The sequence below is a fragment of the Vicinamibacterales bacterium genome (assembly GCA_036012125.1).
Classification (GTDB): domain Bacteria; phylum Acidobacteriota; class Vicinamibacteria; order Vicinamibacterales; family UBA823; genus UBA11600.
On the sequence record DASCOS010000004.1, the window covers coordinates 213,663 to 235,973 of the forward strand.

Here is a 22,311-nt window from a genome sequence, read left to right on the forward strand (position 1 = left end):
AAGATTCTAGGATGGTGTTAAAGAGAATCGCGAAGCTTACGTTCTTGGCAACGGTAGTTTTGAGCTTGGCTTGTGGGTCCCCAGCGCCGAAAAGTTCGCCGATGGAGATCTCGGAGTTGGTAAACCAGATGCGTGACATGGCTTGGGCCGAAGAGGTTGATGCGGCGCAGACGCTTCTACAGCAGCAACGTGGGCACCATGACCAGACATCACCTGAGTGGCTGGTCGCGGCATCCTGGCTCGGTCGCGGCGCGAGTTTTGCCCAGCGCTGGGATGTAGCCGAGCAATATGCGCGTGAGGCGTACGATGGTAGCTCTGCACTTCTCAACGATCGAGAAGTGGACTTGGAACGGCAACTTCCAACTGCACTGGGTGCTGGAATTGAAGTGCTCGGACGCGTTCAAGATGCGCGTGGTGACCGAAGCGGAGCGGTGGAGTTCTTACGTGCGCAACATGAGACTTATATGGGAACCTCAATTGAGACCCGTCTTCAGAAGAACATCTTGCTTCTTAGTCTGGAAGGACTGCCTTTCCCGGTGATTGATGTCGAGCATTACCTCGGTGAACGAGTGTTGTCGCCTGATAGCTTGAAGGGAAAGGTTGTTGTGGCATATTTCTGGGCCCACTGGTGTCCGGACTGCAAACAGCAATTGCCGATCTTGGATCAGTTGTACGAGCAATACGGTGAGCGCGATCTCGCTATCATCGGCCCGACGCAACTGTATGGCTATATAGCCCGTGGACAAAACGCTACGCCGGCGGAAGAACTCGAGTATTTGCGAGGCGCCTATCAGGAGCAATTTCCGGTCCCGGAATGGATGAGTGTGCCCGTGAGTCAGCAGAGCTTTCTCGACTTTGGCGTCAGCACAACGCCGACACTAGTCATCATCGACCGTGAAGGGGTCGTTGAGCTATACAACCCGGGGACACTTTCGTACGAGGAGCTATCGGCACAGGTAGAGCGCCTGCTAGCCACGTAGCTGCTGCTCATTTAGACCGGTCGATTGGCCGAGGGTCCACTGGCTCTATTGCTCTGTCTTCACTACGGCGGTTTTCATCAGGTAGTAGTGACGGCAAAGGCTCTCGGTATTTGTGCTGAAGTTTCCGTCTGTCCGGAAGCGCTGGTTCTGACAGGGGAGTCTGCTAGATGGACAAGGCTGGATACGGTTGAGATGATGTTCTGGGAATTTTAGGGGGGACTATGCCTAATCGAGATCGCCTGAGAGGAATACTGGTTGGTGCTGCATCGGCGCTTGTGATGATTGGCTTGGTGGCCTGTGGCCAGCCGGAGGCTCCGACGGCGGAGGTCGAACCGGAGCCAACGGTAATTGAGCCGATTAATGAGCTACCTAATCCCTATACCACAGAGGATGGATGGGTGATGCTGCCAGACGCGCGTGAGTGGGGTTCAACGGCTGGGGTCGACATCGATCCCGATGGGGAACACATCTGGGCAATTGATCGCTGTGGTTCGAATTCCTGTGCTACCTCCGATCTAGATCCGATCCTCAAGATCGACCCTACAGGGAACGTGGTCGCTAGCTTCGGCGGAGGGCTGATGCTCTTTCCGCACGGCATTCATGTCGACCCAGTGGGTAACGTGTGGATTAGCGATGCGCGAGGGCCTGACGGGGAGGACCCAAGCCAAGCCGGCAAGGGCCACGTGGTCATCAAATTCAGTCCGGAAGGTGAAGTTCTGCTGACGCTGGGTGAGGGCGGAGTGGCTGGTGATGGCACGGGTGCTGCGCTGAACACACCGTGCGACGTGGCCGTTGGTCCGGATGGTAGCGTTTATGTTGGTGATGGCCACGAGGGGCAGAACACGGATGACCCGAACACCGTGGCTCGCATAGCAAAATTCTCGGCTGATGGAGAGTTCATTGCCTCTTGGGGGCGGTGGGGTTCCGAGCCGGGCGAACTTAAAACACCCCACGCGCTAGCGTTTGACTCGCTGGGCCGTCTTGTTGTTGCCGACCGTGGGAATAACCGGTTGCAGATTTTCGATGAAGAGGGCAATGCTGTTGAGGAGTTCAATCAATTCAGCCGGCCGAGCGACGTACATTTCGGCCCTGATGGGATGGTCTACGTAGCTGACTCTGAGTCCGCGTTCGACGAGGTGCGGAATCCAGGTTGGACCCCGGGTATTAGAGTCGGTAGCTTAGAAGACGGCTCGGTCAGCTATTTCATCGACGGAGCAATCGAAGGCCACGACAGGTACTCCGATGGATCGAACCCTGAGGGGGTGGCTGTGGATGCTGCGGGTAATGTGTATGGTGCTGTAGTGTCCGGTGGCGGCGCGATGGTGCGGTCCAGTAGATAGTAGTGCGGAACGAAAATCGTGGCTGTCTCCGAGGTCGGCTGGTCGCGTAACCCAGGAAAACGGGATGGCGCAATCGTCTTCGATGTGATTTGGTTCAATTGTGGGCGCGTTTCTCGAGAGGAAAACACTATCGCGGCTCGTAACCGTGAACGATCTCTATGCGTTTGATCCGAATGCCAAGGTGTCGATCGAACCGTTCATCGACGTCATGGGACGCCACTTTAAGCAGCCGAAGGAAGGTCTCGGATGGGATAACAGTCCGTCGTCTCACATGTGGCGAACGATGATCATGCCCGACCGGCGGCTGTAAACGTCAATCATCGCGAAGTTCCGTTCGAACTGTGGAGTAAGCACGAAAAGGGTTGCTCTACAACTTTATGACCGTTCCCCGTCCTTGTTCGACGGCACGGGTGTAGGCGAGGTGGGCTGTGGCGACGTCCTCGACGGCCATGCCTAGTGACTTGAAAATGGTCACTTCTCCGGGGTGGGTCCGACCCTGATTCTGTCCGCTTACGACCTCGCCAATCTCGGCCACAAGGTGGTTCTCACTAAAGAATCCGTCTGCAATTCCTTGAACGATATCGCCGGACTCAGCGAGAGCTCCGATTCTGGAATCAACGATAACCCGTGCACGCGCGACCAGTCGTGGGTCCATCTCCCGCTGATGAGGGATTGGAGCGCCAATGGAGGTTACGTGGGCACCGTCCGCCACCCAGTCGTTTTCGACGACAGACTCGGTAGACGACGTGGCAAGAACGATTAAGGTTGCGCCACGAATCGCTTCTTCAGCGGAGGATGTTGCCGCAAGCGGGACGTCCGTGGATGTAGACATCGTGTTCACGAATCGCCGGCGGTGGCTTTCGGTCGGACTCCAAACCCGTACGTCTCTAACGGAGAGCGCGTGGACGAACGCGTCGAGATGACTCCGTGCCTGCACCCCGGATCCGACGATTGCCAGCTTGTGTCCGTCGGTTGGAACTTCGAGATGCTGCGCGGCCATTGCCGAGGCAGCCGCAGTCCGCGCCTCAGTGATGTAGGTTCCGTCTAGCACGGCCAGAAGTGCACCGGTCTCAGGGTTGAGCAGCACGACGGTGGCGAGGTGTGAGGGAAGGCCGTGCAGGTGATTGTGCTCGAAGATCGTGACCAGTTTGGTGCCCACCGCAGCTGGGTTCGAGAGGGCCGCTGGCATCACGCCGCAATAGGCCTTGTCAGGACCGATGCTAAATACGTTGCGGAGCGGTTGTTCAACCTTGCCCTGCGAGAATTGGGCCAAGGTCCGCTCCATTAGTGGCACCAGGTCGGGGATTGTGACAAGGGCGCGGACGTCAGAACTATTGAGAATTAGTGGCATCGGTGCGAGTAGTGTCATGTGGGAGCTTATAATCGTCTTACTGCTAGCCGCAACCGAAGCCACTTTAATAGCGAGATGATCCATCGCCTCCGTACGATCGACGCCCACGCCGCAGGTGAGCCACTGCGTTTAATCGTCGAAGGATATCCGAGCCCTGTTGGTCGGACGATGCTTGAGAAGCGATCCTGGGTTATGGAACATCATGACGCGCTCCGACGTGCACTCATGTTCGAGCCCCGTGGGCACCTCGACATGTACGGCGCCGTACTTACCGAACCGGTAACCTCCGGCTCACATGCTGGTGTTCTCTTCATGCACAACGAGGGTTACAGCACGATGTGCGGCCACGGTATTCTAGCCGTTGTTACGATCGCGCTTGAACGTGGGCTCCTGCACTTACCTGACAGCAAAACAGAGGTTGTGCTCGACTCACCGGCTGGGCCTATCCGGGCGCGTGCGGCCGTGACTGAACGTGACGGCGTTCCGCGCGTTGAGCGGGTCACGTTCGTCAACGTGCCATCGTTTGTCTTACACCCAGGGTTGACTGTAAAGCTTGGAAACCGCGAAGTGCCCGTCGATGTTGCTTTCGGTGGCGCTTTCTATGCCATCGTGGATGCCGAGGCGGCCGGTCTAAGAATCGGTGCTGGTGACTTAGGCTCGTTGCGGGACGTTGGCATGTTAATTAAGCGCTCAGTTGAATCCCAGGCGGTCATTGTGCATCCGGTCGATGAAGGATTAACGGGAATTTATGGGACGATCTTCACCGGTATGGCGGACGCTCCAGGGGCTGACTTGCGTAATGTGACGGTCTTTGCCGACGCCCAAGTTGATCGTTCGCCTTGCGGCAGTGGCACCTGCGCCGTGATGGCGGTGCTTGACGCCATGCAACTACTTGCGGCCGACCGACCCTTCACGCACGAGAGTCTCCTCGGCACGCAATTCCAGGGCCGAATCGTGGGGCGTTCACAGGTCGGTGACCATTCTGCCATCGTGCCTGAGATCGAAGGCGAAGCTTGGATCACGGGTGAGCATACCTTCCTAATCGACGACGAAGACCCGCTAAGAGAGGGCTTTCTTCTCTGATTTCGCTCGTGTCGTTGGCACACAATTTCGGTTGGCGAAGTGTGCTACCGTACGGCCTAGTGCCCATTGAAGATCGCGTCGCGCGGCTCTTAACTGAGCTACCACCGAACCCACAGTTTCCTACCCAGGGCGCGACCCTTTTTGTTGACTTGGCGCGGCGACAGGTAAGGCAGGCGTATACACCGAGGCGAATTATCGAGACATTCCTCGCGGGGCGCGGTGCCAACATGTTCTATCTGTATCGCTTGCTTGATGAGTCGCTCGACCCCAGTGACCCGTCGGTGCCACTCATCTTCGGTTCGGGTGTTTTGACCGGGATTGTGCCAAGCGCGGCCAGGGGGAACGTAACGTCATGGTCTCCCGAATCAGGCGTGTTGATGGACAGCAACGCGGGCGATTACTTTCCGTCTTTCTTGAAGATGAACGGGATTGACCATCTTGTTATCTATGGCCGGGCGGACGCATGGACCGTGCTCTGGCTTGGTGACGGGCGTGTAGAGTTCCGCGATGCAACGCCATATCTTGGACTCGACAATATCGACATGCGTGATCGCATCGCTGCTGATTTTGACGGCACTTGGACGCGGGACCTTGCGATGGCAAATATCACCCGAGCTGGCGAGAATCAGGCACTGACCAGCGCGATTATGGCTGGACCGAAGGCTTGCTACGCTCGTGGTGGTCCAGGCGCGAAGATGGGCTCGCTCAAGATGAAGGCAGTTGTTGTTCAGGGGCAGACCCACGATTTTGAAACAGCACAGCCTTACAAGCAATACAACAAGGAGATTGCGACCAAGCTACTGGACACGTCGGTTGTCAAGAACGCGCTGCGGACGATTGGAACGCCGTTTCTTTATCGACCCAGTCGGGTTCTTGGGGCGATGGGGACGAAAAATAATCAAGAAACAACCTGGACCGATCGTCTCGACGCCGAAAACATCACTCCGTTCCGTCCTGGTATGGCTGGCTGCTTCCGCTGTCCGGTCAACTGCCGCCCGCTGAACCAACTCAACGATGACAATACCGATCGGTACGGGCGGGGTGACGGTCCTGAGTACGTGACGCTGGGTAAATTCGGACCAAATGTTGGTATCGACCAGGTCGAGCCGGTGATCCGGCTCAACAATATTTGCAACGACCTTGGGTTGGACACGGCTTCGACCGGATCAGCCATTGCTTGGGCGATGGAACTGTATCAGCGCGGGATCGTTTCCAAGAGTGATACCGGTGGTCTTGAGCTCACGTGGGGCGACGCCGAACTTGTGGAACGCCTACTCTTTGCCATGTCACACCGTGAGGGCTTTGGAAACGTGCTCGCTGATAGCACGCGCGCCATCGAGCGCGGGCACTATTCAACTGAAGCGGGCAGGTATCGAATGGCGGTTAAAGGGCTGATGCAATCTGACCCACACGATGCGCGGATTTTAAAAGCATTCGCACTGGGTCTGGCGGTTTCGACCCGTGGCATGGATCACCTCCGGAACAGGGTCACTTTAGAGATTAACGCTCGCATTAACGACGACTCTGGCTACAAAGCGAAGCTTTACGGCGGGCCGGTCTCGGCCAAGCCGAACAGCTACGAGACGAAGGAATGGGCAGTTCGGGTGTGCGAGAACGTCTATGGTGTGGGGGATGCTGTCGGGATGTGCCGATTCACTACGAAACTCTTCAATAGCCCGTCGCTACCCGGTCTTGAGGAATTTTCTAGTCAGATCGCCAACGTGACCGGACTGGAATTTGACGCTGGTGCACTTGACCGTGTTGGTCTCAACATCATGGGCGTTGAGCGGCTTATTAACCATCGGCTCGGCGTGCGGCGGAGCGATGATACGCTGCCCGATCGATGGTTCGACGAAGAGATTACAGTGGGCGCGTACAAGACCGAAAAAATCGACCGACTGGAATTCGATGCCATGCTATCGCGCTTTTACGCGATATCGGGTCTCAGTGACGAGGGTGTGCCAGCTAAGGCATGGCGGCAAGAGTTGGAATCAGTGCTTTCTGGTCCAGCGTAGTGATGTCGATCACAGTACGTCTACCGACGACGTTACAGACGAGCGGACAAGACAGGCTCACCATCACCGAGCCAGTAGAAAACATTGCGGAACTTGTCCTGGTTCTCAGACGACAGCTGCCTGGTTTCCCCGCCCAGTGGGACGATTCGATGCTGAATTTTTCGGTGAATGACGAGGTAGTGTTACACCGTGTCGAGGAACGGGTTCTTACCAACGGCGATGTGGTTGAGATTATCCTCGCCCTCTCGGGCGGGAGACCATAGGGCGCGGACGCCAGTACACCGTTCGTCATGACGAGCCAACGCCAGATGTTTACCTAGGGCGTTCCAGAGAGATCTTCGGCGCTGGCGATATAACTCCGGCGCGCGCGCGCTGTCAGACCGGGTCGTCCAAGGCGCACTTCAAGCATGTGCGGCCTACCGTCAAGCTCGGCTGGCGTGAAGCCGATTACATACTGGCTGTGTAACTCTTGAGCGACACGTGTAAATGTGGAGCCGAGGTCGTCATCGCTGCGCAACTCGAAGTAGCCACCGCCTGTTTCTTGAGCGTACTTCCTCAAGTTGCGATCGGGTCGGCTACGCACCATGCGTCTACCATTAAAATATTCCACCCTGAGACCGATAGCATAGACCATCACTTCTTCCACGACTGCGCGCTCGAGCACGTCATCGGAATCAGCGGTGCTGCTTGTGTCGTCGCCGTCGGTGAAAACAAGAATGACGCGGCGTCCTTGAATTCCTTGCAGTGCGTCGAGGCTGGTGGCGATGGCGTCGTACAGGCGGGTTGGGTTTCCAAAGTCGAGTGTGTCTAATTCGGCAATGAGATGATCGCGGTCACCGGTAAACTCCGAGGTAAGTTCTACTTTGTCGTTGAACGCTCCGACCCGTCCTCGGTCGCCCGGTAACATTCGGATGAAGAATTGCTCCGCACCTGCCATCAGCAGCTTGAGCTTGCCGGTCATGCTGGCACTTGTGTCGAGCATAACGACAACCGAGATGGGTTGAACGTCGTTACGAAACACGACGATTTCCTGTCGAACCTCGTTGTCGTAGATCTCAAAGTCCTCTTTTACGAGGTTGGCTACTAGTCGGTCGTTGCCATCGGTGACCGTTACGTACAAAGGCACAATGTTGGTGCCTGACCTGAACAGCGGTACCTGCTGCTGGGCACCAATCGTGGTGATGGTCAGACCGATCAGTCCAAACAAGAGCGTTATCTCGACGCGCATACCGATGAGATTAACAAGCGATATGAGTGTGTGCAATAACTGAAAAATTATCGGGAGAGAACCCGACGAAGCGTCAATTTAGGATGATCGCGCCGGCCTTCGTCTAGCTGGTTGGCGTGAGATATGCTGGGTGATTGAAGGATGACAATGCCCGACGAGCCTAAGTCGACAACGTCAGGTCCGCGCCACGTCGACGCTGCTGAGGCCGAGCAGTTGATCAGTGAGGGTGAGATCCATCTCCTTGATGTTCGCACACCACAGGAATTCACATCGCTCGGACATATTCCCGAGGCTTTGCTTCTCCCCGTAGAACTCGTCGCGGCGGCACCGGCTGTCGTGCCGCACGATGACAAACCCGTCCTGGTCTATTGTGAGCACGGCGTTCGGAGTCAACACGCCGCGCAGGTGTTATTGCGGTGCGGATATAAACAGGTACTCAACTTATCTGGCGGCATGTCCACGTGGCGTGGTAGGCGTGCGTACGATTTGCAGCCGATTGCTGGGCCGTCAGAATGGCTACTCGAGAATAGCGATTTCCTGCATGGAGGCGGACTTGCCCTCGACCTAGCCTGCGGGCGTGGACGGCACGTGCTGACGCTGGCAGCCGCTGGGTGGCAAGTCCGTGGCATCGATCGGAACGCAGAGGTGATTGAGCATCTTCGGGGAGTCGCGAGGTGTCTAGGTCTTCAGGTCAATGTAGAAGTAGTTGACCTAGAGAGTGGTTCGGTTGACTTGGGTAATACGGTCTATAACCTCATCGTGGTTACCCGTTACTTACATCGCCCACTTTTTCCCGCAATCTGTGACGCGCTTAAGCCTGGGGGAATACTTCTCTATGAGACTTTCACTATTGACCAGGCTGAGCGAGGACATCCGAAGAATCCAGAGTTCCTTCTGAAGCCTAACGAACTACAGAAGCTTGTGAGACCACTAGAGATTCTCCGGAAGTATGAGGGTGAGCGCGATGGTCGGATGGTTGCAGCGGTTGTCGCGCGCAAGCCATCCTTTGGTTCGCCATGAGCGCTGCACGGGTCCTATTTAGCTTTGCACATCCCGATGACGAGACCTTCACCGGAGCGGGTGTCGCGTGTCAGTGTGCGGAGGCAGGTGCTCGCCTAGCACTAGTGACCGCGACCCGTGGCCAAGCTGGGAAGATGGGTGAGCCACCTGTCTGCACGCGTGATGAGCTTCCGGCAACCCGCGAGCGTGAACTCCGTGCAGCGGCCGAGATTCTTGGCATTCATGAAGTCAGCGTCTTGGATTACCAGGACAAGGCACTTGCCGAAGTGGCGCCGGAACTGATCCGTGCCGATCTTGTGGCGTTGCTGAGGGCGTTCCGCCCACACATCGTCATCACTTTCGATCCGAACGGCTTAAACCAACACCCCGACCACGTTGCAATCAGCCGCTTCACTTCCGACGCGATCGCTGCTGCCGCTGATGCCAGGTGGCCGAGTAATGGGCAGCCACATTCTGTGGATCGTTTACTGTGGACGCCGCCTGTGCCACCGTGGGAGTTAGCACGACAGGCCGACCTTGCACGGAACCCCGGTATTGATTTCCTGTTTGACATCGCCCGATGGCGCGACCGGAAGGTAGCGGCGCTTCGAGCTCACCGAACACAGCACCTTGCCATCAATCGTCTCTGGTTTGACCAAAGAGACGTTAAGAGCTTGCTATCGTTCGAAGCCTATCGGCAGGCTTGGGGACCAGTTCTGCCGGAGGTGCCGATGAGTCAGTTGCCGCTAACCGACTATGAATCATGCGAATAAAGAAACAACGAGGGAGGGAGGAGGAATAATGACGGGCGACCGTTGCACTCACACTCTGATCACCGGTGAGCATTTTCCTAAGCCGGCCGGTCCGTACTCGCCTGGTGTTAGCTTTGAGCGGCTCGTGTTCGTGTCTGGACAAGGTGCCGTGGACCCGGCGGCGGGAAAGATCGCGTCAGCTGACACTGAAATGCAGACCGAACAGGTGCTCAAGAACGTTCAGGCGATTTTAGAGGCGTCAGGATCCGGTTTGGATTACGTCCTTCGATGCGGTGTCTACTTAACGGATATTAGCGAGTTCAAAAAGATGAACGCTGGCTATGAGCGAATGTTTGGTTGCCACCGACCTGCTCGGACAACCGTCCAAGTCGCGGCTTTACCGGTGCCAGACATGAAAGTGGAAATCGACGTCATCGCCTATGTGCCATGAACAATCGGCTGGCGACCCCGTCGAGGTAAACGGCTCCGTTTCCGGTCGGGTCGAGATCGAGTATCGTTAGGTAGCCCTTTGATGTCCGATAATCATAGCCAGGTCGCCGACCGAGAGCGCGTTGTTCATGCGTTGACTCGCATCGCTAGGCGGCTACGTCAAGCCCGAGTGATGCGTGAGCTTCTTCATGGGTTTACCTTGTCACTCATCCTTCCGGTCTCGGTCAGCGTGATTTACCGTTTCGTTGCAATGAGCTGGATGACTGTGGCTGTACTCGTAGGACTGTGGTTGCTCGGGGTGGCGGTCTACGGTGTCACAGTGATTCTTCGGAAGGGTACTTTACTGGGCGCCGCCGAGTCTGTAGACCGTCAGGCTGACTTGCACGATGAGTTGACGACGGCATACTGGTTTCATCGTGAGGGCCGGTCCTCAGGTTGGATTAATTTGCAGCTACACCGCGCTGCTGTCACAGCGGATGACCTCAAGGTTGATCAACTGTATGCCTGGTCGATGCCGCCTCGCGTGCGAACAACGGTTGGATTACTGGCGCTGCTCATGGTGCTTAACCTGCTGCCCTTGTCGTGGACACGAAGCTGGTTGGAGGCAGGACCACCTCCCGTGGTGGAGTTCACCGACGCTGACCAGATGTTACTGACAGAGGTCGAACGGATGCTAGCTGAAGCTGCAGCTTTACAGGATGCGGAGCTTCCATCCGAGATGCGAGAGGCTCTCGCCGAGCTTCAGCGGGGGTTGCTCACGCGGGAACAAGCGCTGGCTGAACTTGAAAAACTCGAGACAATGCTCGATACGCTCGACTCAACCGAGCTGAACGACTTGATAGACAGCATGGCCGAAGCGCTCACGTCGACCGATGCGGAGTCGCTCATTGATGCGCTGTCTGATCGAGATTTAGATCGTGTGGCTGAAGAATTACGTAACTTGTCTGCTGAAATGTCCGACGCAGAGCGGGAGCAACTTCAGGCCGTGCTTAAACAAATAGCCGAGCAGGCGGAAGACGAATTCGAGGAACTGGCTGAGAATCTCGCCGATGTGGCCGAGCAACTGGCGAAAGGTGACGAAGAGCAGGCCCAGCAGGCGATGGAGAACCTTGCGCAGGAGTTAGAGCAACTTGCTCAACAGCAGCAGGGCCAAGAGATTCGCGAAGCTGCGGCCCAAGGCCTCGAACAGTTGCAGCAGGCGCTCAGTGATGATTCGAACCAGCTTCAGGCTGCCACAGATGAAATGGCTTCTGGGGATCAGGCCGCAGCTGGAATGCCGCAACCGGGAACCCAAGATCCGGATTCACTGTCGATGCAGGCTGCCGAAGGTGGGGCACAATCGGCCGAGCAGGGCCAGGGTGACCTGTCGGCCCCCGGTATGGGCGACGAAATCGAGTACGGTACGCCGACTACACTGGAAGTTGAGCTTCTACCCGAAGTCATGGAGCTTGCGCCCCAGTCAGGTGACGACCCGGGTGAGCAGCTGATTGACGAGCCGAGTCAGGCAGAAGAGTCTAGTCTGGAATACGAACCTGTCGAGCCAGATGTCACTTACGGTGAGGCCGATCTGCTCAATGCGGATACAATCCCACCGTCATACCGAGAACTCGTCAAACGTTATTTTCAGGCCGTCGGGCCACGCGGACGACATGATTACTGAAATCGACCAGCAAATTGCACAGTTCCAGCAAAACTTTGCGCTCGCTACTGAAGAAATCGGTAAGCGGATCGTGGGCTATGAGGAAATCGTTCAGGGAACCCTCATTAGTTTACTGGCGGACGGTCACGTCCTACTTGAAGGGATCCCTGGTCTGGGCAAGACGAAACTAGTGCATACGCTAAGTGATGTGTTGCACCTAAAGTTCTCTCGTGTTCAGTTTACCCCTGACCTGATGCCAGCCGACATCATCGGTACCAACGTCGTGCAGGAGGGCGAGCAGGGTGAGAAGTTCCTCGAGTTTCAACAGGGCCCACTATTTGCCAACATCGTGCTAGCTGACGAGATCAACAGGGCAACACCGAAGACCCAGTCCGCGCTGCTTGAGGCGATGCAAGAGAAGAGCGTGTCAGTCGGAAGGCAGACCTACAAACTGGTATTGCCCTTCTTCGTGCTTGCAACCCAGAACCCTCTTGAGATGGAAGGAACCTATCCTCTTCCCGAAGCACAACTCGACCGCTTCTTTATGAAGTTGAGGGTCGGGTATCCAGACACGGAAAGCCTTCACGAAATCCTCAATCGCACTACCCAGTTCGACGAACCCGATGTGGAACGCGTACTGACTGGCGATCAATTGATGGAGATGCGACGGACTTCGCGTGAGGTGCCGATTGCCAGGCCGATTCAGGACTATGCGATCCGACTGACGTTGGCGACACACCCTGAATCACCCTACGCGCAGCCGATTGTCAACCGTTACGTCCGCTACGGTGCCAGCCCGCGGGGTGCACAAGCGCTCGTTGTTGGAGGCAAGATCCGAGCACTGTTAGCCGACCGCGTCCACGTGTCGTGTGAGGACATCCGTGCCATGTTACTGCCGGCACTGCGCCACCGCGTACTCTTGAATTTCGAAGGTGAAGCCGAGCAAATCGACCCGGACACAATCCTCGAGGAAGTGCTCACGAACACGCCAGAGCCGACTGAATGACGCGTCGGCTGCTGGTCGTACCGAATTCCCCATAAGGGCACCGGAACGGACTCCAACAGGAGTCTTCGATGGCTACGGAAGACGAATTATTCGACGGCGAGTTTCTAAAGAAACTCGAATACTTGCACATCGTGTCCAAGCGGGCATTTGCTGGCCAGTTCCGCGCAGAGCGCCGTGCCAAGAAACGCGGTTCGGGTCTCGAGTTCGCTGACCACCGAGCGTATTCGCCCGGTGACGATTTCCGACGGGTTGACTGGCGTGCCTACCAGCGTCTCGAGAAGCTCCTACTTAGGCTCTTCGAAGAGGAGCAGGACCTTCCAATTTATCTATTCATTGACTGCAGCCGATCGATGGCCGATGGCCGGCCGACCAAACTAGCCTACGCCTGTCAGGTAGCGGCCGCACTTTGCTATATCGGGCTGGCTCATCTCGACCGCGTCACCTTGACTCCCTATACAGATCACCTGGGTCGAGAACTGTCGTCGCAACGCGGCAAGGGTCAGATTTTCAAGGTGTTCAAATTTCTTGGGCAGCTCGCATCAGGTGGCACGACCGACGCGAAGGCTGCGTTTGAGAAATTCTGTCGCAGCAAGCGGCCGCGTGGCATTAGCGTTGTTATCTCGGATTTTCTCGATCCGCACGGCTTTGAAACTGGACTAAACCTGCTACGCTTCTCGCACCACGACATTTTCGCTATTCATGTTGTCAGCCAAGCCGACAGCGAGCCTGAATTGAGGGGTGATTTGCAATTGGTGGATGTTGAGACTGGTTCAACGCACGACATCGCAGCTACTCCCTCCCTACTTAACGCTTATCAACATATCTACGCGGAGTTCTGCGGCGAAGTCGAAGGATTCTGTGCCAAGTATCAGTTCGGCTATGTGCGCACCCAGACTGAAGTACCGTTTGAGGACGTGATTCTGCAGGTATTCCGTCAGAACAGGTTCCTAACGTGACGTTCTTAGCGCTGACCTCGTTGCAGGTGGCGTTGCTCTGTGGTCTAACGGCTGCCACCGTGATCGTATTGTTCTTCCTGAAGCTCAGGCATCCACGGGTCGCTGTGGCGTCATTGCTATTGTGGGAGAGGGTCCTTCAGGACAGGCAGCATCGCTCACTGCTTGAACGTCTGAGACGCTTGCTCTCGCTGTTGCTGGCGCTGACCATCGCGTTACTCATTGCTCTAGCGCTCGGTCGGCCCGAGGCGGGTGCAATCACCGGAGCACCGCGCGAGGCTGTAATCGTATTGGATACGTCAATCACAATGGCCGCTCGAACCGCTGACAACCAGTCTCGCTGGGACCATGCTCGTGATGCAGCAACACGACTGATCGAGAGTGCCGGTGGGAACGACCGTTTCCTGTTGGCCGATACGTCCGGCCGGGTGGCAACGGCGATGACCGCTGACAGGGTGCAGCTCGGTGCCGCGCTTGAACGAATGACGCCGTTAGCCATCAGGCCCGTCTTTCCTCAGGTGGACGTGTCAGGTCGTGAAGTGATCGTTGTCTCCGACGGAATCGCTACACTTGATTTACCGCGGACAGCCCGTGTGTTGTCTGTCTTTGAGCCAGCTGACAATGTAGCGATCGCCGACTTCACGGTGGTCGCGCGTGCCGGTGAGCGCGAGGGCTATGATGGGCGGTTTGTTATTGCGAATCACTCTCTGGAATCGAAGTTCATCCGTCTGACGATTGAGGATAGTAGCGAAGTAGGCTTCATCGAGAATGTTACGGTCAACGGACGAGATACGATTATGCGCACGGTTGCGTTGAGCGGAAATCCGGTGGGTGTAATCCGCGCCAGAGTCACGACTGATGAGGATGTGCTTTCTGTCGACGATGAAGCGATTGATTACCTTCCACCACTGCGAGATACAACCGTTGCCTTGGTTACCGCGGGTAATGAATTTCTCGAAACGCTACTCGGACTTGATGGGCGAGTCGATCTTCGTGTGATCAGCCCTGATGTTTACAACGGTAACGAGGCGGTCGACCTCTACGTCTTTGACGAATTCGCGCCAAGTATCCAGCCGAGGCACCCTGCTTTGTTGTTTCGCCCGCCTGGACGGCCGTGGCTAGCTGCATCCGACCTTACGCCGCCGCTTCGTGCGTCGGCGATAGAGGTGACGAATTGGGATGAAGCCCATCCAATTTTGGAACATGTCTCCATGCTTGATGTGCGGATTACCGACGCACGACACCTCGAATTCGCTTCGACCTCTCCAACCACTCGGATTCTGGCGTCGGGTGGCCAGACACCTCTGGTTGTTGTCAACTCGGCTGTGCCAAAGTGGGTTGCGGTCAACTTTGCACTCGACGATTCGGACTTCCCAATGCATCCAAGTTTCCCGATTTTTATGCAGAATGTGTTGACTTGGTTTATGGGGGACAGGCTACCACTTCGGCGATCGGTCGGTACAGTGGATGTGCCGCTATCAGATGCGACGGTCGCGACAATCAACGGAGTGGATCTCACGACCTGGTCAAGGCTTGATAGCACGTCATTTGAGGCACCTGTGCCTGGACTCTACGTGGCGTCAGCCGGCGCAGCCCGCACTTACGTGGCGGTGAATTTACCGGCAGGCCTTTCAGACGTCAACGGTGTCACTCTAACGGGCCGAGAAAATATCGCTTGGGAGACCGGGTGGAGGCTATCAGGTGAACTGTGGAAGTATCTACTCGGCCTTGCCTTGGTTCTGGTCGTTTTTGAGTGGTGGACTTACCATCGACGAATCACCGTGTGATACTGCTTGGATGAGCTCCGTTAGCCTGAACACTGAGTGAATCATGAATATTGCCGTCGAGTATTACTGGCCGATCGTTCTATTGGTGCTAATACCAACAGTCTGGTGGGTCCAGCGGCGATCGTTCACTGGATTCACAGCGCACCAACGGGCTCTGCAGACGGTTGTGCGCTCAACCGTATTACTGTTACTTATTTTTGCTCTGATGCAACCGACATGGGAACGTTCCGGGCGTTGGCTATCGGTGGTCTATTTACTTGATCAGTCGGCCAGTGTATCCCCAGCATCAGCTGTAACGGCCTCGCAGTGGATCTCGGCGTCGACCCTTGAGGGCCAGCCCGATCACTGGCAGGCTATGACCTTCGGTGCCTCGACAGTTGCCTTTGACGATCTGGAAGCCGTTGAAGTGGCGATCAGTGGGCAAGCTGATTCCCCGTTATCGTCATTGTCGGATGATGCAGGGAGCACGAATCTTGAGTTGGCAGTGCGCGAGGCAGCACGAGTATTTGCGCCGAACCAAGTCAAACGCCTCGTCTTGATGACTGACGGGCACGAGACGAGCGGGAGTCTCATTGAGGCCGTGGGATTGCTTCAACAGCAAGGGATCGCTGTTTACACGATGCCACTGGACCCGAGAGACCTCGGTGATGGCTGGGTTGACGACGTGCGAATGCCCGACGTAGTGACCATCGATGAGCCGTTCGCCATCACTGTACGCGTCCTGGGACAGACCGATACGCCAGCGGTGGTCGAGGTCCTACACGACAACTCGGTGCTTGACGCCAAATCGATCCAACTCTCCTCAGAGCCACAGGAAATGACACTTAAGGGAAACCTCACTGAGGTCGGGTCAGCCGAGCTCGTCGTTCGTCTCCGTGCTGTTGAGGACGTAATGGCGCAAAACAACCAGCTCCGCCGATCGGTTGTTACCACTGACCGACCAAAGGTGCTCTATGTTGAAGGCCACGCTGAGAGTCAGCACTTTCTAACGAGAGCACTTGAAGCAGGAGGCCTGTCGGTCGACACAGCAACGGCGATGTCTTTGCCAGGCGATGCGGCGAGTCTAGAACCTTACGCGGCGGTGATTTTTAGTGACGTTGCTGCCGATGCCCTCGGCAGGGTGCAGATGGAGGCACTGTCAGGCTACGTGAGCGATTTCGGCGGCGGTTTCATTATGGCTGGCGGTGATGCGATGTATGGAGAGGAAGGGTACGCCGATAGTGTGCTCGAAGCTTTGCTGCCGATCACGTTCACCGTAAAGGAGCGACCGGAAGAATTCGCACTTATTATCGTGCTCGACAAGTCGTGGAGCATGGTGGGCGAGAAAATTGAGTTATCGAAGGAAGCCTCGAAAGCTGCAGTTGACGTGCTCGCCGATCACCATGAGATTGGGGTCGTGGCGTTCAACAACAGTCTTGACTGGCCTGTTCTACTCCAGCGCGCTTCGAACCGCGAGTGGATTAAGGACAGAATCAGTACGATTATGCCGAGTGGGCACACCAATGTGTATCCCGCGCTTGAGGAAGCCTTTCTCGGACTTGAAGGGAGCGAGAGTCGTCTGAAGCACGTCATTCTGTTGTCGGATGGTCGGACATATCCTGACGATTATGAAGGGCTCGTCACGAAGATGGCCGAGGCGGAGATAACTGTTTCAACGGTTGCGATGGGGCAGGAGGCAGACCGCGAATTGCTCGCTAACATTGCAGACTGGGGAGAGGGACGTGGCTATGTCGTGGAGGATGTGGGGGAGGTACCACAAATCTTCGCGCAGGAAACACGGCGCGCCGCAAGACCAACACTAGTCGAGGTGCCGTTTAGTCCGATTGTGGAGAAGTCGGTTGAAATGTTCAAGGGGATTGACTTCGCTTCTTCCCCACCCCTGCAGGGTTACCTTAGTACAAGGTTGAAGGAGACGTCTGAGGCGCTGCTTATATCGGAGGAGGACGATCCAATTCTGGCGCGATGGCAGTTTGGGCTCGGGCGAGCAGTTGCCTTCACCTCCGACGTTAAAAACCGGTGGGCGACCGAGTGGTTGGAGTGGCCGGGTTATGGCAAGTTCTGGACGCAGCTTGTAAGACAAACGATGCGCGGCTCGGACGATCGCTTCAGGGCACTCACGGTAAAACGCGAAGCGGACCGGGCACACATCACCGTCGACATTCCGCCCGCTGCTGGGGATGTGACCGCCCCGCCGACGGTTCGGTGGACTGTCGGCAACGGCATGACAACGACTATTAGGACTGAGCGCGTTAGCTCAGCATCTTATGCAGCTAGTGTCACGCTCGGGCCTGAGGACGACCAAACTTTTCAAACCGAACTACCCGATGGTTCAGAAGTTGCTCGATCGCTCCTCTATTCGTATCCGGCTGAGTATCAGTTCCGGCCGGCCAACGTCGAACTGCTTCAAGCCATTGCCCACGACACGGGTGGCGTGTTCGCACCGTCGCTGGAACAAATCTTTGAAGATGATGGGGTTCGTACGGTTCGGCCGATTGCCCTTTGGCCCTTTTTGGTGGCTTTGGCCTTGGCGCTCTACTTGCTCGACTTGCTCCTTAGGCGGATTAGACTGTTTGAGGCGAGTGCCGATCTCGCATCACCCTTCCAGTCCTGACAAGCTACCGAGGTCTCTTGTGGGCCCACGGCAACGAGACGTTTGGGGGACGACCTACTTCCCACCGGAAAATAGGCGAAAACGTTACATTTTCTCCTGTGGAGGCGCCGGTCCCTCGCTTTGTGCCTGTTGAACCAAGAAATCCTTGACCTTATTGCCTTTTTTCTAGACTCCTGCTCGTAGTATGATGCGTCCCGTGACCGGCTCGGGGGATTGATGCTGAGCCCTCGAAGCGAAGGGTTTCCTCGCCTACAGCGAGGTGGGAGTTTGTGTTGTTCGGTGTTGAACGTCCAGAGAGGTGATCGCACCTATGGCTGATATCGAGATCACTGAAGCAATTGATTCGGGAGTTTCGCGGCGAAACTTCATTAAGGGCGTCATTGCGGCGGGTGCCGCCGTGGGCTCGGCGAACTACATGTTCCGGGGCGTTGGTGCCGTCTTCGCTCAGCCGACCTCACCAGGTGCGGTTGAGCGCCTGATTACACTAACCGTCAACGGACAGCAGCGCCGCGTAGACGTTATGAAGCAAGAAACGCTGGCTATGACGCTCCGTTATAAGCTTGGTCTGACTGGAACAAAACTTGGCTGCGACCGTTCCGAGTGTGGAGCCTGCACGGTTTTGATAGATGAAGTCCCTCACTATTCGTGCTCGATCCTGACACAGAGCGTGCGTGGCCGTGATGTCAGGACGATTGAAGGGCTGGCTAACGAAGATGGCTCGTTACATCCAGTGCAGCAGGCTGTAGTTGACGAGCAGGGTTTCCAGTGCGCGTTCTGTATGACCGGGTTCGTTATGAGCGCAGTTGGTTATCTGCAGAAGAATGAGAATCCGACGCGCGCCGAGTTGGCGCACGGGCTCTCAGGTAATCTGTGTCGTTGCGCTGACTACGACAAAATCTTGACCACGATGGAGCGGGCTGCCGAGAACATGCGGCAGGCGTAAGCAGGGCCGCCGGCCCGGGGTAGGCCGCTGCGGTGCGCGCGCATTATTTAGGAGGAGGTAATCATCATGGCCGTGATTCGCGACATGATGCCCGTGTTTGAACTGTTCCAGCCGGCTAGTGTGGAAGATGCCACGGCGCTGCTCAGGGAGCATGGTGACCAGGCTTGGGTGATGGCTGGGGGTCTAGACTCGTTCGACTGGTTTAAGGACCGCGTGAAGCGGCCTTCCGTTGTCGTTGATCTTGGCGGTATCGAAACGCTTAAAGGAATTACGGCTACGGCTAATGGCTTAGAAATTGGCGCAATGACGCCACTGACAGAGGTTGTTGAACACCCGGAGGTCCGAGAACGCTACGGTCTTCTAAGTGAGGCAGCTTCACTCGTCGCGTCACCGCAGATCCGGAATCAGGGAACGATTGGTGGTAACAACACTCAGGACACGAGGTGCTGGTACTACCGGGATGGGTGGACATGTTATCGGGCTGGCGGCAACATCTGTTATGCCGACACGCCGACGTCGATGAACCGGGAGCACGCCATCTTTGGTGCCGACCGCTGTGTTGCTGTGAATCCGTCTGACACCGCGCCGGCGCTCATCGCGCTTGACGCGAAGATGGTGTTCCAGACTGCCGATAGTGAGCGCGTTGTTGATGCGGAGGACTATTTCATTGGGCCGAGTATTGACATCATGCGCATGACCGTCCTCCAGCCTGGTGAACTCTTGACGAAAATTCGCATTCCGTCGACTTGGGCTGGTGCGCAGTTTTACTTTGAGAAGGTGCGTGACCGCGAGGTTTGGGATTTCCCGTTGGTCAACGTTGCGTCGGCTGTGCGGGTGAGTGGGAGTACGATTGATGATGCGCGAGTAGCAGTCAACGGTACGGCACCGTATCCAATGCGGCTGGTTGCGGTGGAGGATGCGGTCCGCGGTGCTTCTCAGAGCGAAGCGACAGCTGAACTCGCAGGCGAAGTGGCCGTTCGTGGCGCGCGGCCCCTACGGCAGAACGCATACAAGGTTCCGCTTATGAGGAATCTGGTGAAGCGCTCGATTCGTGGAGAGGCGTAGATGAACTTTCTGACGTGGGGCACTGATCCATGGGGCCAGGAGGTCCTGATACGCATTTCGTGGGATTTACTGTACCTGGCATCTTTCCTGGGTGTGCTTTTTGTCGTCGGACACGCTGTGTGGATTGCGTTCTTCGTCAAGGAGGACGGTGCGCCGGTTGACGACGCCTCGGTGGCACACCTGCCAAAGAGAGTGGCGCGGCATTCGTTCGCGTCTCGAGCCTTTCACTGGATTATGGCAGTGACGATGCTGGTCCTGTTGTTCACCGGGTTCCTTCCGGTGATCGGCATCCAGTTTCCGTGGGTCACCATCCACTGGGTCGCCGGTGTGGTGCTCACGCTTTCGATCATTTATCACATCATCCACGCGTCATTCTGGCTGGACCTGGGGTCGATGTGGATTGGTCCCAAAGACATCACTGACGCGCTGTGTCGCTTTAAGCGTAGCGTTGGGCAGGACGCGCCGCCGCCGCGGAAGCACGCGAAATATCCCCTGGAGAACCGGCTCTACCATCAAGTCATCATGCTCACTGGTCTACTCGTGATCATTACGGGCCTGCTCATGACCGTCCGCATCGAGACGCCGCTCTGGGCTCGCAACCCCTACCTGTTCGCGGACCAGACGTGGGGCATGATCTATGTGGTGCACGGGCTGTCATCTGTCTCGCTGGTGACGCTCATCATCGCCCATATCTACTTTGGTATCCGCCCCGAAAAGCGGTGGCTCACGTGGTCGATGATCTTAGGTTGGATCGATCGCCGCCACTACAGTGAGCACCACGATCCTGAGCAGTGGGTCGCCCGCCCCGAGGGTGGTCCGGGCAAAGATTAGTTGTTTCGGTCTCGAGAACAAGCCTTGTCGAAAACGGCGAAAGACGAGTTGCACGAGCGGTGTAACGCCATTGAAGAGAGCTACGAGTACATGTTGGCGTATGCCGCCCAGGGAGTGTCTGGTGAGTCAGGTTCACAGACCGGCGGACAAATACGCGGCTACTTAACCGGGACCGACACTGCACTCACTGGCCTCGCTGACGTCTTTAGGAGTTTGGTGGCCGAGACGAAGGTTGAGTCGCCAGATGTTTATGAGGTATTTATCCAGATGCTCGAGCGCGACGCCCAAGACGCTCAGGCCGCAGTGCGACTCGCGCTCGCGCAGCCTGCGATCAGTTCGCAGCTCGTGGATAATCTGAATGCTTCGATCCACATCCGCACACTACTGACGGATTTGTTCTTGGTCGACGAAATACTGAAACAGCGCCTGGCCGAGAGCGATCACTCAAGCGCTTCCTAGCGCCAGTTCTAACGGTCTGCAGTCTTCCTCTTAGGGTTCTGTTTTCCAGAAAGCTATACCGCCTGCCTGCTTGCCGACTTCGACGTCACCGACGCGTTCCCGCGTCTCGATGTCGTAGATTTCAAGTCCACCGGGTCTCGAGCTTGAGGACCTAACCCCAGAATCCTCAGTTGGTCCCATAGATCTGACGGACACGACCCGATGTTGCAAAGTAGGTCCACCATCCAACCGCGTGCAAGGTGGTGAGGCAAAAGCGAACCCACTCGTCGCTCGGCGCGAGATTGGATGGCATGAGGGGCAGACTGGCTCGAGCCAACGCGAACACAACTGATGTTGCCAATGAAGCGCGAGCGAGCACAATTCCGATGCGATGCCGTCGAACAAGTGCCAAGGCGGCGGCGACGCCCAGCCCGCAGAAAAGAACCCGGACCGCGAGTACCGTTCCAGTGACTGGGTCACCATAAGCGAGGCCTCCGATTAATCTGGAGGCTTCGAGGATGAGACCGATTGGTCCTGCGAAGCCGAGAAGCCCGCAAAGTAGCCAAAGCCAGCTGGTGAGTTTAACCGTTCTTGGGTCGCCAGGCATACGGCTCACAACAGGACAAATTACCTGTTTCTCTGAAGTTTCGATTCCGGAATCAGAGGCAGGCGGCCGAATCCTGCAATAATATATCTATCGTGTCGGCGTCAGGCTGTCCAAAGGAGCGGCTAGGTCAGCCCCCATTTCTGAGGCGATCACTTCACGGTGCCATTTGTTAACGGCATCTAGACCACAGGCCTAGGCTTGTATCGGTCTTCGCGCCGGTCACAGGGAAAGGT

Annotated in this window: 21 protein-coding genes; 18 read left to right on the top strand and 3 right to left on the bottom strand. The window is 56.5% G+C overall.

Going from position 1 to position 22,311, the window contains the following annotated elements; genetic code table 11:
- Positions 1-11: 11 nt before the first annotated feature.
- From QGH09_02265 to QGH09_02275, 3 genes are all read left to right on the top strand, one after another.
- The gene (locus QGH09_02265) at positions 12-980 is read left to right on the top strand and encodes a TlpA disulfide reductase family protein (protein ID HJO17009.1); all 969 of its coding nucleotides are present in this window, start codon (positions 12-14) and stop codon (positions 978-980) included.
- Between the two features lie 221 nt (positions 981-1,201).
- Positions 1,202-2,320, top strand: a complete 1,119-nt coding sequence (locus QGH09_02270) for a hypothetical protein (protein HJO17010.1) — start codon at positions 1,202-1,204, stop codon at positions 2,318-2,320.
- A 100-nt stretch (positions 2,321-2,420) separates the two neighbouring features.
- On the top strand, positions 2,421-2,630 hold the full coding sequence (locus QGH09_02275; protein ID HJO17011.1) for a hypothetical protein: 210 nt from the start codon (positions 2,421-2,423) through the stop codon (positions 2,628-2,630).
- Between the two features lie 57 nt (positions 2,631-2,687).
- Here QGH09_02275 and QGH09_02280 read toward each other — a convergent pair whose 3' ends face one another.
- A complete protein-coding gene (locus QGH09_02280) occupies positions 2,688-3,689 on the bottom strand; it encodes an ornithine cyclodeaminase family protein (GenBank protein HJO17012.1) in 1,002 nt (333 codons plus the stop codon).
- A gap of 57 nt (positions 3,690-3,746) precedes the next feature.
- Here QGH09_02280 and QGH09_02285 point away from each other — a divergent pair, with 57 nt between their 5' ends.
- The 3 genes from QGH09_02285 to QGH09_02295 are packed head-to-tail and all read left to right on the top strand — an operon-like array spanning position 3,747 to position 7,032.
- Positions 3,747-4,754, top strand: coding sequence for a proline racemase family protein (locus QGH09_02285; protein HJO17013.1), 1,008 nt, complete (start codon positions 3,747-3,749; stop codon positions 4,752-4,754).
- 59 nt (positions 4,755-4,813) lie between these two features.
- A complete protein-coding gene (locus QGH09_02290; protein ID HJO17014.1) occupies positions 4,814-6,769 on the top strand; it encodes an aldehyde ferredoxin oxidoreductase C-terminal domain-containing protein in 1,956 nt (651 codons plus the stop codon).
- Between the two features lie 2 nt (positions 6,770-6,771).
- Positions 6,772-7,032: a MoaD/ThiS family protein gene (locus QGH09_02295; GenBank protein HJO17015.1), complete on the top strand. Its 261-nt coding sequence runs from the start codon at positions 6,772-6,774 to the stop codon at positions 7,030-7,032.
- A 53-nt stretch (positions 7,033-7,085) separates the two neighbouring features.
- Here QGH09_02295 and QGH09_02300 read toward each other — a convergent pair whose 3' ends face one another.
- A complete protein-coding gene (locus QGH09_02300; protein HJO17016.1) occupies positions 7,086-7,997 on the bottom strand; it encodes a VWA domain-containing protein in 912 nt (303 codons plus the stop codon).
- 147 nt (positions 7,998-8,144) lie between these two features.
- Between QGH09_02300 and QGH09_02305 the strand changes: the two genes are divergently transcribed.
- From QGH09_02305 to QGH09_02360, 12 genes are all read left to right on the top strand, one after another.
- Positions 8,145-9,017 carry a rhodanese-like domain-containing protein gene (locus tag QGH09_02305; GenBank protein ID HJO17017.1) on the top strand — a complete coding sequence of 291 codons (873 nt, stop codon included), beginning with the start codon at positions 8,145-8,147 and terminating at the stop codon, positions 9,015-9,017.
- Complete coding sequence (locus QGH09_02310) at positions 9,014-9,769, top strand: PIG-L deacetylase family protein (GenBank protein HJO17018.1); 756 nt, start codon at positions 9,014-9,016, stop codon at positions 9,767-9,769. Before QGH09_02305 ends, QGH09_02310 begins: the two co-directional genes overlap by 4 nt.
- Positions 9,770-9,797: 28 nt before the next feature.
- Complete coding sequence (locus QGH09_02315) at positions 9,798-10,199, top strand: Rid family detoxifying hydrolase (protein ID HJO17019.1); 402 nt, start codon at positions 9,798-9,800, stop codon at positions 10,197-10,199.
- 81 nt (positions 10,200-10,280) lie between these two features.
- Complete coding sequence (locus QGH09_02320; protein ID HJO17020.1) at positions 10,281-11,858, top strand: hypothetical protein; 1,578 nt, start codon at positions 10,281-10,283, stop codon at positions 11,856-11,858.
- Positions 11,848-12,843, top strand: coding sequence for a MoxR family ATPase (locus tag QGH09_02325; GenBank protein HJO17021.1), 996 nt, complete (start codon positions 11,848-11,850; stop codon positions 12,841-12,843). The genes QGH09_02320 and QGH09_02325 overlap by 11 nt, the downstream gene beginning before the upstream one ends.
- Before the next feature lie 68 nt (positions 12,844-12,911).
- Complete coding sequence (locus QGH09_02330) at positions 12,912-13,799, top strand: DUF58 domain-containing protein (GenBank protein ID HJO17022.1); 888 nt, start codon at positions 12,912-12,914, stop codon at positions 13,797-13,799.
- A complete protein-coding gene (locus tag QGH09_02335) occupies positions 13,796-15,583 on the top strand; it encodes a BatA domain-containing protein (protein HJO17023.1) in 1,788 nt (595 codons plus the stop codon). Before QGH09_02330 ends, QGH09_02335 begins: the two co-directional genes overlap by 4 nt.
- A gap of 43 nt (positions 15,584-15,626) precedes the next feature.
- Positions 15,627-18,194, top strand: a complete 2,568-nt coding sequence (locus tag QGH09_02340; protein HJO17024.1) for a VWA domain-containing protein — start codon at positions 15,627-15,629, stop codon at positions 18,192-18,194.
- A 310-nt stretch (positions 18,195-18,504) separates the two neighbouring features.
- Entirely contained in the window at positions 18,505-19,137 is a 633-nt protein-coding gene (locus tag QGH09_02345) for a (2Fe-2S)-binding protein (GenBank protein HJO17025.1), read from the top strand.
- A gap of 66 nt (positions 19,138-19,203) precedes the next feature.
- Positions 19,204-20,202 (top strand): xanthine dehydrogenase family protein subunit M, encoded by a 999-nt coding sequence (locus QGH09_02350; protein HJO17026.1) that lies wholly within the window; start codon positions 19,204-19,206, stop codon positions 20,200-20,202.
- Complete coding sequence (locus tag QGH09_02355; protein HJO17027.1) at positions 20,203-21,033, top strand: cytochrome b/b6 domain-containing protein; 831 nt, start codon at positions 20,203-20,205, stop codon at positions 21,031-21,033.
- 24 nt (positions 21,034-21,057) lie between these two features.
- A complete protein-coding gene (locus tag QGH09_02360; protein ID HJO17028.1) occupies positions 21,058-21,492 on the top strand; it encodes a hypothetical protein in 435 nt (144 codons plus the stop codon).
- A 166-nt stretch (positions 21,493-21,658) separates the two neighbouring features.
- On the opposite strand, the gene QGH09_02365 is transcribed toward QGH09_02360, so the two are convergent.
- Entirely contained in the window at positions 21,659-22,078 is a 420-nt protein-coding gene (locus QGH09_02365; protein ID HJO17029.1) for a hypothetical protein, read from the bottom strand.
- Positions 22,079-22,311 lie beyond the last annotated feature (233 nt).